Origin of the sequence: Bacillus capparidis (assembly GCF_017832095.1) — a bacterium.
Classification (GTDB): domain Bacteria; phylum Bacillota; class Bacilli; order Bacillales; family Bacillaceae; genus Bacillus; species Bacillus gobiensis.
Genome location: NZ_JAFDST010000001.1, coordinates 63,562 through 78,704 on the forward strand (window position 1 = coordinate 63,562; position 15,143 = coordinate 78,704).

The 15,143-nt window shown below is 41.6% G+C and carries 13 protein-coding genes; 9 read left to right on the forward strand and 4 right to left on the reverse strand.

What is annotated here, in order from left to right; all coding sequences use genetic code 11:
- The first annotated feature begins 69 nt into the window (after positions 1 to 69).
- The 3 genes from asnB to JOC74_RS00345 all read left to right on the forward strand — a co-directional run bounded on the left by asnB (position 70) and on the right by JOC74_RS00345 (position 4,358).
- Entirely contained in the window at positions 70 to 1,911 is a 1,842-nt protein-coding gene (asnB, locus tag JOC74_RS00335) for an asparagine synthase (glutamine-hydrolyzing) (RefSeq protein WP_053605961.1), read from the forward strand.
- A gap of 59 nt (positions 1,912 to 1,970) precedes the next feature.
- Positions 1,971 to 3,452 (forward strand): phytoene desaturase family protein, encoded by a 1,482-nt coding sequence (locus JOC74_RS00340; RefSeq protein ID WP_053602428.1) that lies wholly within the window; start codon positions 1,971 to 1,973, stop codon positions 3,450 to 3,452.
- Between the two features lie 69 nt (positions 3,453 to 3,521).
- Complete coding sequence (locus JOC74_RS00345; protein WP_053602429.1) at positions 3,522 to 4,358, forward strand: phytoene/squalene synthase family protein; 837 nt, start codon at positions 3,522 to 3,524, stop codon at positions 4,356 to 4,358.
- A gap of 50 nt (positions 4,359 to 4,408) precedes the next feature.
- On the opposite strand, the gene JOC74_RS00350 is transcribed toward JOC74_RS00345, so the two are convergent.
- Positions 4,409 to 5,086, reverse strand: coding sequence for an aspartate/glutamate racemase family protein (locus tag JOC74_RS00350; RefSeq protein WP_053602430.1), 678 nt, complete (start codon positions 5,084 to 5,086; stop codon positions 4,409 to 4,411).
- An 81-nt stretch (positions 5,087 to 5,167) separates the two neighbouring features.
- Entirely contained in the window at positions 5,168 to 5,776 is a 609-nt protein-coding gene (locus tag JOC74_RS00355; RefSeq protein ID WP_053602431.1) for a LysE/ArgO family amino acid transporter, read from the reverse strand.
- Between the two features lie 120 nt (positions 5,777 to 5,896).
- On the opposite strand from JOC74_RS00355, the gene JOC74_RS00360 reads away from it, so the two are divergent.
- Together JOC74_RS00360 and JOC74_RS00365 are read left to right on the forward strand one after the other, a co-directional pair.
- Complete coding sequence (locus JOC74_RS00360; RefSeq protein WP_053602432.1) at positions 5,897 to 7,354, forward strand: aminotransferase-like domain-containing protein; 1,458 nt, start codon at positions 5,897 to 5,899, stop codon at positions 7,352 to 7,354.
- Positions 7,351 to 7,539, forward strand: coding sequence for a hypothetical protein (locus tag JOC74_RS00365; protein WP_053602433.1), 189 nt, complete (start codon positions 7,351 to 7,353; stop codon positions 7,537 to 7,539). Before JOC74_RS00360 ends, JOC74_RS00365 begins: the two co-directional genes overlap by 4 nt.
- Here the strand turns inward: JOC74_RS00365 and JOC74_RS00370 are convergent.
- A complete protein-coding gene (locus JOC74_RS00370) occupies positions 7,506 to 9,281 on the reverse strand; it encodes an alpha-glycosidase (RefSeq protein WP_053602434.1) in 1,776 nt (591 codons plus the stop codon). The two genes, JOC74_RS00365 and JOC74_RS00370, sit on opposite strands and share 34 nt — an antisense overlap.
- Before the next feature lie 179 nt (positions 9,282 to 9,460).
- Here JOC74_RS00370 and JOC74_RS00375 point away from each other — a divergent pair, with 179 nt between their 5' ends.
- The 3 genes from JOC74_RS00375 (at position 9,461) to JOC74_RS00385 (ending at position 12,956) form a co-directional block, all read left to right on the forward strand.
- Positions 9,461 to 10,738, forward strand: a complete 1,278-nt coding sequence (locus JOC74_RS00375) for a sugar ABC transporter substrate-binding protein (RefSeq protein ID WP_053602435.1) — start codon at positions 9,461 to 9,463, stop codon at positions 10,736 to 10,738.
- 62 nt (positions 10,739 to 10,800) lie between these two features.
- Positions 10,801 to 12,114 carry a sugar ABC transporter permease gene (locus tag JOC74_RS00380; protein WP_053602436.1) on the forward strand — a complete coding sequence of 438 codons (1,314 nt, stop codon included), beginning with the start codon at positions 10,801 to 10,803 and terminating at the stop codon, positions 12,112 to 12,114.
- Positions 12,114 to 12,956: a sugar ABC transporter permease gene (locus JOC74_RS00385; RefSeq protein WP_211086014.1), complete on the forward strand. Its 843-nt coding sequence runs from the start codon at positions 12,114 to 12,116 to the stop codon at positions 12,954 to 12,956. The genes JOC74_RS00380 and JOC74_RS00385 overlap by 1 nt, the downstream gene beginning before the upstream one ends.
- A 43-nt stretch (positions 12,957 to 12,999) precedes the next feature.
- Here the strand turns inward: JOC74_RS00385 and JOC74_RS00390 are convergent, their stop codons facing one another.
- On the reverse strand, positions 13,000 to 14,154 hold the full coding sequence (locus tag JOC74_RS00390) for a niacin permease NiaP (RefSeq protein WP_098945284.1): 1,155 nt from the start codon (positions 14,152 to 14,154) through the stop codon (positions 13,000 to 13,002).
- A 271-nt stretch (positions 14,155 to 14,425) separates the two neighbouring features.
- On the opposite strand from JOC74_RS00390, the gene JOC74_RS00395 reads away from it, so the two are divergent.
- Positions 14,426 to 15,106 carry an N-acetylmuramoyl-L-alanine amidase family protein gene (locus JOC74_RS00395; protein ID WP_053602439.1) on the forward strand — a complete coding sequence of 227 codons (681 nt, stop codon included), beginning with the start codon at positions 14,426 to 14,428 and terminating at the stop codon, positions 15,104 to 15,106.
- Positions 15,107 to 15,143: the final 37 nt, after the last annotated feature.

The window sequence follows — 15,143 nt, forward strand, 5'->3', positions numbered from 1 at the left end:
CATAAACTATTGAAAGTGCAAGGATCATACGGTATTAAAGGATACAACCTAAGATTGGAGCTGAAGCTGATGTGTGGAATCACTGGATGGGTTGATTTCAAAAAAGAAATTTCCCATGAAACCTCGATTATTGAGGATATGGCAGACACGTTGTTGTTACGAGGACCGGATGAATCAAATGTATGGGGAAGACCCCATGTTCTATTTGGCCATAAACGGTTGGCCGTAGTCGATTTAATCGGCGGACGGCAGCCGATGAGAAGCGTCCATAAACAAGAGGAGTATACAATTATTTACAACGGAGAACTATACAACACCGAAGATCTACGCAAGGAATTGATTCAGCGGGGCCATGAGTTTAAAAGAACATCGGATACAGAGGTTCTGCTCCATGCGTATATTGAATGGAAGGAAGAATGCTTGCAGCACTTGAACGGAATTTTTTCATTTGCGATATGGGATGAGAGCAGGGAAAGTTTATTTGCTGCAAGAGACCGTCTCGGAGTCAAACCGTTTTTTTATACAGAGTCAGGATCGTCTTTTTTATTTGGATCAGAAATAAAAGCTATATTGGCGCATCCGGATGTAAAAGCTAAGGTAGATCGGGAAGGGCTTTCTGAAATCTTTGCCCTTGGACCGTCCAGAACGCCGGGATCGGCCGTATTTAAAGGCTTAAAAGAGCTAAGATCCGCCCATGCAATGACGTTTTCCCGAAATGGATTGAAGGTTTGGAGATACTGGAATGTCAAAAGCGAAAAGCATCAGGACACTCTTGAAGAAACTGTTTCAACCGTTAGAGATCTGTTTAAAGATGCGGTGAAGAGACAGCTTGTTTCAGATGTGCCTGTTTGTACGTTCCTATCCGGAGGACTTGATTCAAGCGCGATTTCAGCGATTGCTGCAACGGAATTTGAGAAGGAAGGAAAAGGGCCGCTGCATACCTTCTCCATCGATTATGAAGGCAATGATCAATACTTTAAAGCCTCCGCTTTTCAGCCGAATGCGGATGGCTATTGGATTGAGAAAATGACGAGTACGTTTGGGACTCAGCACCACAGCTGTATCATTTCTCAGGATGAGCTCGTTCATCATTTGAAAGAATCGGTCATTGTAAGGGACTTGCCGGGTATGGCGGATGTTGATTCATCCTTGCTTTGGTTTTGCCGTGAAATAAAAAAAGACTTTGTCGTTAGTTTATCTGGAGAATGTGCTGATGAAATTTTCGGCGGGTATCCTTGGTTTCATAAGCCTGGAGAAGAGGAAGGGTTTCCATGGATGCGATCGACAAGTGAACGTGTAGGACTTCTCCAGGACAAATGGCAAAGCAAGTTAAATCTGCCGGAGTACGTGAGAAGAAGATACGAAGATACATTGAATGAAACGCCGCTTCTTGAAGGCGAGACGGAAATCGAGAAAAGCAGAAGGCAGTTATTTTACTTAAACATGCTTTGGTTTATGAATACTCTTTTGGAAAGAAAAGACAGAATGAGCATGGGAGCAAGCCTTGAAGTGCGAGTGCCGTTTGCAGATCATCGCCTTGTAGAGTATGTCTGGAATATTCCATGGGAAATAAAAATGCATGGAAACAGAGAAAAAGGGATTTTGCGAAAAGCACTGGAAGGTATCTTGCCGGAAGAAGTCTTGTATCGGAAAAAAAGCCCATATCCGAAAACGCACCATCCATATTATACAGAAGCTGTTTCGAAGTGGCTTTCTTCTTTACTGAAAAATAAAGACTCCGTCCTCCACAGTTTATTGGATATAAAAAAGGTGAATGAATTGCTGGATACAAAAGGCTCTTCTTTTAAAGTCCCTTGGTTCGGCCAGTTAATGATGGGACCTCAGCTTTTGGCTCACCTTGCTCAAATTCACACGTGGTTTGAAGAGTACAGAATTGATATCGAAGAGTAGGGGCAATGAGCCAGGTTTTTTGCAGCCTGGCTATTCCCTTAAAGTGAAAGGAGGACAATATGGCGAAAAAAATACTGATTATCGGAGCTGGCCCAGGCGGACTCGCCGCAGCTATGATGCTCGCGAGTAGAGGATTTCATGTCGAAGTATTTGAAAAGAAAAAGACGATTGGCGGCAGCAATTCACGTCTGAAACTCGGCGATTTTATGTTTGACAAAGGACCGACCTTTCTCAATATGGCTTATATTGCCGAAGACGTGTTTGCCTACGCGGGGAAAAATCTTCATGACTATATAAGGATGATCGAGCTGACAGAGCTTTACGAGCTTATTTTTGATGAGACAAGCTTAAAGGTGACACAAGATATAGAAGAAATGAAAAGACGGATTGATCAAATAGCACCTGGAGACGGGGATGGGTACCTTCGTTTTATGAAAAAAACGAAAAGAAAAATGAATGTACTTGTTCCGATTTTGCAGAGCAAAATGGACAAGTTTTATCATTATGCAAGCTGGAGGGTCGTGCGTGCTCTGCCTTGGCTGTCTCTTACGAAAAGCTTGTACAACGATGTCTCCTCTTATTTTAAGGATGAACGTATCAAGCAGGCATTTACCTTTCAATCAAACTACCTTGGAATGTCATCATGGGAATCACCGGGCTTATTTTCAATCCTTCCATACATAGAACATGAATACGGTGTTTTTCATCCGGAAGGTGGGATTAACCAACTAAGCAAAGCTATGGCAAAAGCAGCTGCTGAGCTCGGTGCGATCATTTATTTGGAAAAAGGAGTACGAAAGCTAGTGCTCGATGGCAAAATAGTAAAAGGAGTAGAGCTTTTTTCCGGAGAAAGGATTGAAGCGGATGAGGTAATAGTAAATAGTGATTTTGCCCATACGATGACAACGATGGTGGATGAAGGCGTCTTAAAAAAATATTCAAAGAGAAGGCTTGAAAACAAATCGTATTCGTGTTCGGCGTATACGATGTACTTAGGATTGGATAAATGCTATCCCCTGTCTCACCACACAATTGTTTTTGCCAATGATTATAAGCGGAATTCGGAGCAATTGACGAAATCGTTTGAGCTTCCTGATGATCCTTCTATCTATATTCAAAACGCCAGTGTCACGGATTCTACACTCGCTCCAAAAGGGGGTTCTGCGCTTTACATTCACGTACCCGTTCCGAACAGCAAGAGCGGAATCGATTGGGATAAACACGAGGAGCGGTTCCGTGAGCTCGTGTTCGATACGATTGAAAAACGGACAAGCTTTAATGATCTTCGTAAGCATGTGGTCATTGAAAAGACGATAACGCCGAAACAGTGGGAAGAAGACATGTCCATATATAAAGGGGCGATATACTCTCTTAGCCATATGCTTTCTCAGTTGATGGTGATGAGGCCTCACAATCAATTTGAAGAGCTGGAAAACTGCTGGCTTGTCGGAGGAGCAACACACCCGGGAAGCGGATTGCCGACAATTCTGGAGTCGGCCAAAATCACTGCGAAAGCTATTGTGAAGAAAGAGAAACATTAGACATTTTTATTGTTTCCCGGACTTTCCATACGTGTTAGACTGAAAAAAATCTTGGAGGAAGTGATAATAGTGATGACTGCAGAAGATGCCTACAAAAAATGCGAAAATGTGATCAAACAACATTCAAATAGTTTTTATACTGCGTTCCGTAAGCTGCCTAAACAAAAAAGAAACGCAGTATGGGCAATTTATACGCTTTGCCGCACCATTGACAATATTGTGGATGAAGGAAAGTCTCCGAAAGAGGAGCTAATTGAATTTGAAAGAGAATGGAGCTTATTTTTGAAAGGGGAATTTGATTCAAATCACTACATGTGGGTTGCCCTTCATGAATCGTTTCAACAGTTTCAACTGGATGGAGAACCGATAAATGAGTTGCTTCAAGGCCAAAAAATGGATTTAGAAAAAAGCAGGTATGAATCGTTAGAAGAAGTTCTTTATTATTCTTACCTCGTAGCTGGTACCGTTGGCGTCATGCTTTTGCCGATTCTTGCCCCCCGAAAGAAAAAGAGTCTGCACAATAGTGCTGTTTCATTAGGGCTTGCGATGCAGCTGACCAATATATTACGGGACATCGGCGAGGATTACGAAGTGCGAAACCGGGTTTATTTGCCACAGGAAGCGATGGCTCAGTTTGGTTATTCAGACGAGCTTATCGGAAAAAGAGATGTGAATCAGGAGTTTATTTCGGTGTGGGAATATCTCGCATTTGAAGCGGAAGCGTATTACGAAGAAGCTTTTGATTCAATCAATGAATACCCCTTGTATTCGAGGAATTCGGTGAAAGCGGCAGCGTACTTTTATAAAGCGATATTAAATAAAATAAGAATGAACAATTATCAGGTTTTTAATGATCGTCATTCGATTACCTCAGAAGAGAAACAATCGATTCTAGCGGAAATATGATAAAGTAAAAATCCCCTTCTTCCTGAAGGGGACCATATTAAATCCAAGCTTTACGACTGAACATTCATCTTTAATTCTAATTGATTAACAATGGATAATACGAGTGAGTTTAAGGGATTAATAATTGTCCTAGATGTTTCGTCCTCTACTTTCCCAGCAGCATTAACCATAGATAGCTGTGCAACGGAAATAACCTTCTTTTCATCTTTTAACATTTGTTTTAAAAAATTAGTTACTTCTTGATTGTACGTTTCTCTTTGACCATTCATAATCAAATCAAAGGTATTTTCAATAACAATAACTTCTAAATCTAATGATTTTTTGAATGTATCAGCAAAAAGATGAAGACGATTTAAAGTACCCTCAACAGTTGCAGGATTTGTAAAAAGGATAGTTTGTGGCTGTTGTATATTGCAAATGTCATGAAAGAAAGGTTCATCAATCTTAATAATTGGAATGGAAAGTGAGAGCCGGCATTCTTCCAAAAAAGCAATATAATTTGTGCAAGTAATAAGTATTGCATCGACTTTGGATTGCGCAATCCATTCAATTTGTTCAATTACCTTATTTTGAGCATCTGATGCCAGGAAGTTATGATCTGATGTCACACGATAGATTAATGCCGGGTCTACAAAATGCAAGATTTCGATGTCAAATGAAGAAAGTGCATTTTCTATATATTCAATATTGGAATAATGGGCGTGAAGGCAGCCTAATCTTTTTTTCAATACCGTCTACCTCTATCTATTTTTCATCATTCTACCAGTATGCAAAGCGAATTGTCTAGGCTGCAGATCAGCAGCTGTTTCTTATGTAAAAAGGCTTACGGCCATGTACGCAGCGATTCCCCAGATAAGACACGCCGATCCTTTATTTAAAATGAGCATCCATCTCCCGGACGGATTCTTTTTTTGCAATACAAAGCCGCAGAAAGCCAGTGAGAAAAACCATATCCAGGATACGAGAATACACGTGAAGGCAAAAAGCAGCTTTTCCATTCCTGAATATTGAAGAGAGCTTGTGCCGATCACACCGATCGTATCCAAAATGGCATGCGGGTTAAGAAGAGATACGGACGCAGCAAAACTCACTTGTTTTTTCAAAGAGAAGCTTTCGGAACCGTCATCTGCTTGAGTAATCTCACTGTTCCAAGTCGTCCATCCCATATAAAACAAGAATAGAACGCCTGCGCCGATTAAAATGTTTTCAACGACGGGATTTCCAAAAACCAGAACAGAAATGCCCATTATAGCTAATACGATTAAAACGGTATCACAAATCGAAGCCGTGAGAATTGCAGGAAATGCTCTTGCCAAGCTTTTATGGTAAGCCCCCTGCTGAAAAATAAAAACGTTTTGAGCTCCTAATGGCAGAATCAAGCCAAAAGCTAAAATAAATCCATGAAGCATTCCATTCAATGTAATACACCTCTTTCTCCACCAGTATAAGTGCAGAGACTACCCGAAGTCTCCAACCATTTGGATGGTTTTTAACCCAACCAAATGATAAGCTAAAGAAAAAAGCTAAGAGGGGCACATATGACGGATCAGGAATGGAAAATAGATAGGTATTCTGGCATCCCGCTTCATAAACAAATAGAAGATTTTATAAAGCGCAAAATCATTCATGGGGAATGGACTGTTGGAACAAAGCTCCCTTCCCAGAGAGCTCTAGCCGCACGGTTCCAAGTCAATCGAAGTACAGTGGTGGAAGCAATGGGTGAACTTTACGCCCAAGGTTTGGTGGAAGGGAAAACTGGAGGCGGTACGAAGGTATGCAACAATACGTGGAGCCTGCTGTCAGCGTATGCATCTTTGGATTGGAATTCTTACGTCAAAAAAGGAAGCTACCACCCCAATTTTTCTATCATTCAAAAAATAAACAGAGAGGAATTCAACGAAGAAATCATCCGGCTTGGAACAGGTGAGCTTTCTAAAGACCTGCTGCCAGTAAGCAAAATGGAAAGTGTAATAAAGAAAATGTCCTTTTCTAAAGTAGCACTTGGCTATGAAGAACCAAAAGGCAACATCATTCTAAGGCAGACTGTCAGCAAGCACCTTGAAAGATATGACATTCAGGCTTCACCGTCCAACATACTCATTGTGTCAGGAGCGTTACAAGCGTTGCAGCTCGTTTCCTTTGGCCTGCTAAAAAAAGGTTCGATCGTATTAGCGGAAAGCCCGAGCTATCTTCATTCAATCAAGTTTTTCCAGTCTGGAGGCACACAAGTAATTGGGGTTCCGATGGATAAGGATGGGGTAAAAACAAGTCTCTTGCGCCAATACAAGCAGCAGCTCTCTACAGATCTTTTGTATACGATTCCTTCTTTTCACAATCCAACCGGGATTACCATGTCAGAAGCCAGAAGAAAGGAGCTCCAGAAGCTTTGCCGGGAGGAACAGCTTCCTATGATTGAAGACGACGTGTACAGGGATCTTTGGCTCGACGATCCTCCTCCGCCTCCGCTGAAATCAAAGGACAAGGAAGGAAATATTTTGTACGTCGGCAGCTTATCGAAAACAGCCAGTCCCGGCCTTCGTGTCGGATGGATTATTGGTCCTGAGCCTGTCATAGAAAGGCTGGCAGACATAAAAATGCAGACGGATTATGGAACGAGCGCTTTATCGCAATCGATTGCCGCCGAATGGCTGTCCGAAGGCTACTATGACGAACATTTAAAGGTGATACGAAGCGCTCTGAAACGACGAAGAGAAAAGGCGCTGCAACTGTTACAAACTTATTTTGGCGGGAGCGCCCATTGGACGATTCCAGCTGGAGGATTTTACATATGGATCACCTTCCCGAAGGAAATACGAGTACATGAATTATTCGAAAAAGCATTGAAACGAAATGTTCTTATTAATCCAGGAAATATTTACGATCCGGCAGCATCCAGCTGCATCAGATTTTCCTATGCATACTCTTCAATGCAGGATTTAGAAAAAGGAATTAAGGTTTTAGCAGAGATCATGGAGGAACTGGGAGGCAGCAGATGAATGGGATGTTTTATGGTTCAATTGTGATGACCGCCCAAATGAAGGAAAGATCGCCGGAAAATGTGACGAACAGGGCATTATATATCAAAGAAATAATCAAATCACATCTTAAGAGAACCCTTATAAAACAAAACAGCTGCCAGGCTGGCAGCTATTTTGTAAGGAGCAAAAACTTAAATCCATAAGCGGGGAGGGTAATCTCCGTCTCGTCATCTTCAAAACTGATTTCTTCGTTTGTCCAGATGTCCGCTACCTTTTTTCCGGCAAGTCCTAGTTCAGCCGGGAGATTTACTTTACTTTCACTGTCCTTGTTAGACATCATGCAAATGAGCTTTTGATCATCGTCTTCCCTCGTATATATAAGTGATTGGTCATCTGGATTCGTGTTTAAAATCCGGAAGCTTCCCTCATTTCGCATAAGCGGCAAGGAGCGGCGAAGGGATATCAGCTTTTTTACGTGATTCAGCATATCTTGGTCTTGCTGGTTCTCGTCCCAAATCATACATGCTCTGCAGCCAGGGTCATTTTCTCCTGCCATCCCGATTTCATCACCATAATAGATGCATGGCGAGCCAGGAAAGCTGAGCTGAAAGGCCAAAACCTGTTTTACTTTTTCCTTGTTCCCGCCGGCAATCGTTAATATTCTAGGCGTGTCATGGCTGCCCAGTAAATTGAAGGAGACTTCATTTACTTGCTGGGGATACATATTCAGCACTGTTTGCATCGTATTTTTAAATTGGCTGGCACTGGTTTTATCCTTTAAAAAGAAATCATTAGCACCGATTGTAAAAGGATAATTCATCACGGCATCAAATTGGTCGCCTTCCAGCCATGGCAAAGAATCATGCCAAATTTCACCGAGGATATATACATCGTCTTTGATGCTTTTTACAGCGTGGCGGAATTCCTTCCAAAAATGATGATCGACTTCATTAGCGACATCAAGTCTCCAGCCGTCAATATCAAACTCTTTCACCCAGTATGTACCGACCTCCAGAAAATACTTTTTCACCTCAGGATGAGACGTATTGAGTTTTGGCATCGTGTGCTCGTAGGCAAATGTATCGTAATTAGGGATAGGCTCTGTTTGCAAAGGAAACTCGTGAAGGTGGAACCAGTCCTTATATTTTGACTGTTCACCATGTTTAAGCACATCCTGAAATGGAGGGAACTCATAGCCGCTATGATTAAAAACGGCGTCTAGCATAACTTTGATTCCGCGATTATGGCATTCGTTGACGAGTTTTTTCAATGTTTCTTTGTCGCCGAATTGAGGGTCGATTTCTTTGTAGTCTTTCGTGTCGTATTTATGGTTTGTAGGTGCGATGAAAAATGGATTGAAATAAATTCCGTTAATTCCAAGTTGTTGTAAATAGTCAAGGTGATGAATAATTCCTTGGAAATCGCCTCCGAAAAAGTTATCAACCTTTGGCTCTTCGCTATTCCAAGGCACAGTTCCTTCGGGATCATTTGAAGGATCACCATTGGCGAATCTCTCAGGAAAAATTTGATACCAAATCGTGTCTTTTACCCAATCTGGTGCTTTTAAAAGGTCATTTTTATGAATAAAGGGAAAACAAAAATAGTAGGCGACATCGTCAAGAGGTGCGGAGTCATAGAAGCCTTTTTCAGTTAAAACAATGCTGTCGCTTTCTCCAAAAAGTTCGAATCCGTAACGGAGCCTGCGGTGATGAGGCTGCACGGCAATGAGCCAATAATCAAACAGTTCATCGTTTCCGATTTTCTCCATATCCTGCTTTTCTGCCATCCAGTTACGGTCGCTGTCAAAATCATACGGATCGCCAAAAATCAACTGAACTCTCTTTGCATCCGCTTTCTTCGTACGCAGCCGAATATGAATGGTTTTCTCATCGTATGCATATGCATAACTGCCTCGTGGACGGTGATACACGGCTTCTTTAAACATTACAAAGACCACCTCGCATTTCGTTTATGATTAGAATAAGTGTTTCGATAAACCATGTCAATTCATGGATGGGTTAAAAAATAGATGGATAATGTTGGAGGGAAAGTTATAATATTAATGTAAACGTTTTCAATTATAAGGCGTTTGTCTTAATTTTTTCGATAATGGAGGGGGAAGAAATGAAGAAATTGCTTTTAACGCTTTTCGCCGTTTTTCTAGTCTTCGGATTACTTGCCGCCTGCGGACCGCAACGTAGCGCAGAGGAAGTGAATAACGCACAAAAAGAGAGATCTTCATCGGAAGGGATTGAAAAACCGGAAAAGCTTGTCGTTTGGGTGAACAACAATGAAGATCAGAAAACGGCATTAAAAGAAATATTCACAAAATACACGAAAAAAACTGGAATACAAATCGAAATGATTGAAACGGATATGCTGAGTCAAATTGAAAAGCTTTCACTGGACGGACCTGCCGGCAAAGGTCCGGATTTATTCTTTCAGCCTCATGACAGACTTGGAGATATTTTGCTTCAAGGATTAGCAGCTCCAGTTCAGTTGGGAGAAGAAGAAAAGCAATACTCGGAAACAGCTGTTTCTGCTGTCACCTATGAAGGGCAAACTTATGGCTTACCTATGGTCGTTGAAACGTACGGGCTTTTTTATAACAAGGATAAAATAAACGAAGCTCCAAAAACCTTGGATGAACTTCAAGCAATTATGAAAGAACATACAAATTCAGAAAAGAAACAATATGGCTTTTTAATGGAAGCGGCGAATCTTTATTTTGCTTTTCCATTTTTTTCAAACAACGATTCATACATTTTCAAACGTTCAGCCGATGGCACGTACGACATAAATGATATCGGTTTGGCGAATGAAGGTGCTGTACAAACGGGACAAATGATTTCGGAATGGTTTGCTGACAAGAAAATGCCTACGGAGATAACTCAGGATATTTTAAATGGTGTTTTCGAGAAAGGGGATGCAGCAGTCGTTTTAAATGGTCCTTGGGCTTTGCCGCAATATAAAGCCGCATTGGGTGAAAAGCTTGGTGCAGCTCCGCTTCCTGATATTAATGGAAGTCCTGCAGCCTCATTAGTCGGTGTGAAGTCGTGGATGCTTTCTTCTTATTCTAAAAATAGCGAATGGGCTACTGATTTAATGAAATTTATTTCAAATGAAGAAAACTCTCTTCTTTATTACGAAAAAGCTGGCGAAATGCCGGCAAACCGCTTAGCCTTGGAAAATGAAAAAATTACAACGGATCCTCTGATAAGTGCATTTGCCAAACAGGTTGAGAACGGGGAACCAATGCCGAACATTCCTGAAATTCAGCAGGTATGGGAGCCATTTAATAAAGCGCTTGAACTGCTCTCCAAAGGGGAAGACACCGGCGTGCTTGAAGAATCTGTTCAGGAAATCAAGAACAACATTGAAGCGAGTGGAGGCGGGAAGTAACATCCTATTGGGATAGGGGCATCTATCTTGCCCCTATCCCTTAAAAAGGGGGGAGAAAGGTAATGACAGATCTAAAGACGGAGAAGCCGGCGCATAGCACGTCTTTAAAACGAGTACATCGACCGTGGCTAGCGCTGGTTTTGTCTGCAATATTTGCAGGGCTTGGTCAATTGTATAATCGAAGATACGTAAAAGGAATATTCCTGTTTATGATCGGAGCTGTATTTTTGATCGTCTTTGCTAATTTTATCAATATCGGGTTTTGGGGACTAATCACCCTTGGGGAAATCCCGATGCTTGATCACTCCATTTTTCTGTTAATCCAAGGAATTATTTCACTTATTTTGGTTTGTTTCGCTCTTGTTTTATATATTTACAATATCCGTGATGCGTATCTCGATGCGAGAGAGAAACAAGCAGGAATCCCGAGTGCTGGCTTTAAAGAGATACTGCGGCATATGTGGGATTCGAGCTTCCCGTATTTGATGATTACACCTGGCTTTGTCATGCTTATTTTCGTCGTTGTGCTGCCGCTATTATTTATGATAGCACTCGCTTTTACAAATTATAATCTTTACAATTCACCGCCAAGAAATCTTCTAGATTGGGTAGGGTTTGCGAATTTTATCGATTTAGTTACAGTTCCGATATGGCAGGATACTTTTTTCAGCGTCCTTTCATGGACACTCATCTGGACATTTCTTGCAACATCTCTGCAAATTGGGATCGGCTTGCTGCTGGCGGTAATTGTTAACGATCCCCGGATTAAATTCAAACGAGCCATTCGGACGATGCTCATCCTTCCATGGGCAGTTCCTGCTTTTGTAACGATCTTAATTTTTGCAGCAATGTTCAATGATGAATTTGGTACAATCAATCGTGATCTTCTTTCCTATTTTCACTTAGCGATTCCATGGCTGTCAGATCCGTTTTGGTCGAAAGTTGCATTGATTCTCATTCAAACTTGGCTTGGCTTTCCGTTTGTTTTTGCTTTGTTTACAGGAGTTCTCCAAAGCATTTCAAAGGATTGGTATGAGGCTGCTGATGTAGATGGCGGAAGCAAATGGCAGAAGTTTCGCATGATTACGCTCCCTCATCTCCTCTATGCGACTGCTCCTTTGCTGATCATGCAATATGCAGGGAATTTTAACAATTTTAATATAATCTATTTGTTTAATGAAGGAGGACCAACTGTCAGAGGACAAAATGCGGGAGGGACGGATATATTAATCTCCTGGGTTTATAAACTGACCTTTCAAACGAATAACTACAATATGGCAGCAGTCATATCTATACTGATTGGGCTTTTCGTGTCTGCAGCCGCATTTTTTCAATTCAGACGAACGAGATCCTTTAAAGAGGAGGGGACTCTGTAATGTCTGCGAAAACGAAATCAAAAATCGAAGTGACATTCATGTATTTGTTTATTTTTATTATGTTTATTTTGATTGGATACCCTCTTGTTTGGACGATAGGGCTGTCATTAAATTCAGGAAACAGTCTGTATACTGCCGCCTTGATACCGGAAAACTGGTCATTTACCCATTATAAGTGGCTTTTTACTTCTGCAGAAAGTGACTATTTGCTTTGGTACAAAAACAGTTTCATTGTCGCCGTCATCAATTCAGGTATCTCGGTTCTTTTGACTGCTCTGATTGCGTATGCTTTTTCTCGGTATAAGTTTGTCGGCAGAAGATATGGATTGTATACCTTTTTACTGCTGCAAATGTTCCCTTCTTTAATGGCAATGGTCGCGATTTATGTGCTGTTGAATATGCTCGGGCTTCTCGATACACTGGCGGGGCTCATTCTCATTTATATCGGCGGGCAGATCCCTTTTAATGCATGGCTGGTCAAAGGCTATTTTGATACGATTGGCAGGGAGCTTGATGATGCGGCCAGAATCGACGGTGCAGGGCATTTTGCTGTCTTTTTCAAAATCATGCTGCCGCTGGCAAAGCCGATTTTGGCAGTTGTGGCTTTGTTTAATTTTATGGCGCCGTTTACAGATTTTCTGCTGCCTTCAATTATTATTAGATCACCAGAAAACTTTACTCTTGCCATAGGTCTTTTCTCCTTTATTAATAATCAATTTGCTAATAATTTCACTAGATTCGCAGCCGGCAGTATCCTAATTGCCATCCCGATTGCCTTGGTTTTTCTGTTTTTGCAAAGGTATCTCATTTCCGGTTTAACCGCTGGTGGAACAAAAGGATAAAAAATGCCAAGCGGAAAATCAGTTTTCCTGCTTGGCAAAGGGTTTAAAAAATTTCTTTTTGCTTTGTTTCCGTTCCTAAAAAGAAGACCGCTAACACGGCGAGAAAGACTGACCCGCAGAAAATAGTGAAAATAATCGCGATCGATGTTCCTTGTGTGACCATATATCCGACTAACAGCGGACCGAGGATGCCGCCGACACGGCCGATGGATGCTGCCAGCCCTGCACCGGAGCCTCTGACGGCTGTCGGGTATTGCTCTGGTGTATAGGCGTATAAAACTCCCCAGGCACCGAGGTTAAAAAAGGAAAGAAGCATCCCGAATGTAAGAAGCATTGGAAGAGACTCGGCATTTCCGAAGAAAAATGCGCTGATGGCCGTTCCTATTAGATAGATCATGAGAACGGCTTTCCTTCCAGCTTTCTCAATGAGCCACGCTGCAGAAAAATAACCTGGGAGCTGGGCAAGCGTCATGATAAGGACATATTCAAAGCTTTGAATCATGCTGAAGCCTTTCATAACCATGACACTTGGCAGCCATAGGAATATTCCGTAATAGGAAAAGACGACGCAGAACCAGACGATCCATAGCATGGTTGTTGAGCGCTTATATTGTTTTGACCATAGTAATGAAATATTTTTCATCCAACCGTTTTTCTTTTTCACATCAAGTGTTTCGTACTTCGGTGAATCCGGCAGGCCGATTCGTAAATATATGGCGTAAAGTGCAGGAATGGCCGTTAAAATAAGAGCTGTTTGCCATCCAAACGAAGGGATCACAAAATACGAAATCAAGGCGGCAATAAGCCAGCCAACTGCCCAAAAGCTTTCAAGCAAAACGACAATTCTGCCTCGTTTTTCAGGTGCCACTGACTCCGATACGAGCGTCGAAGCCACTGGGAGCTCTCCGCCAAGGCCCATTCCGATAAAGAAGCGCAAAATTAAAAATGCGCTAAGAGTCGTCGTTAGTGCAGACAATCCACTGCCAATCGAGAAAAATAAAAGAGTTATAATAAAGACGTGTTTCCTTCCGATCCGATCAGCAAGGATACCGAAAACGAAAGCGCCTACGGCCATTCCTATTGAATTGATACTGCCGATCCAGCTCATCTCCTGAGGGTTTAAATTCCACTCACTGTGCAATGCTGCTATGATAAACGACAGGATGCCAACGTCTATTGCGTCAAACATCCAGCCCATTCCGGCAATGCCGAGAAGCTTCCTCTCTGAAATTTGTTTGTTCTTCAAATAAGCCACCTCTGTTTCTTCATCATCTTACGCTAATTAAGTTTACACATGTCTTTACACCTTGTCATTAAAAAACGGTCAAAAGACTTAAAAAATGCTTAAATACACTAGGGGAATGCCAGAACAAAATCTGATCAAATTCATAGATTAGTAGTGATGGTAAAAGATTAAGTCATAGTTAAATAGGACAACCATCTAAATCAAGTAAGAGGAGGCATATCTAGTGAAGCTATTTATTGACCCTGGCCACGGAGGTACAGATAGTGGAGCTTCTGGAAATGGCTTGCTTGAGAAACATGTGAATCTTTCAATAGCGCAAAAGATTGCTGAGATATTGCGAATTGAATATGAAGGGGTAGATATACGCTTAAGTCGGACAGGCGATCAGACGGTTTCTTTGACAGCAAGAACCAATTCAGCCAATCTGTGGGGAGCGGATTTTTATTTATCTATCCACGTAAATTCTTTTAATGGATCTGCAGAAGGATATGAAGATTATATTCACACTAGTCTTTCCGATCAATCTGCTACAGCTGGCTATCAACGAATCATTCATGAAGAAGTGTTGAAGCAAAATGAACTAAGAGATCGCGGACGGAAAAAAGCAGATTTCCATGTACTTCGTGAAACAACAATGCCAGCGATTTTAACCGAAAACGGATTTATTTCGGACGAATCGGATGCGAATAAAATGAAAGACCCGGCATGGATTACACGAGTCGCAAGAGGGCACGTAAACGGATTGGCAAAAAGCTTTAGTCTGAAAAAAAAAGCTAGCAGTAACATATACCGCGTGATCATTGATGGAACTCAAATTGGTGCTTATCAGGATAAAGACAATGCGTTACAGGCGATTTCCGCTCGTTGGAATCAATTTGCTGCCGCGCGTATTGAACGCATATAATCGTAATATAGAAAAAAGCTGTCGCATCACTTGATGG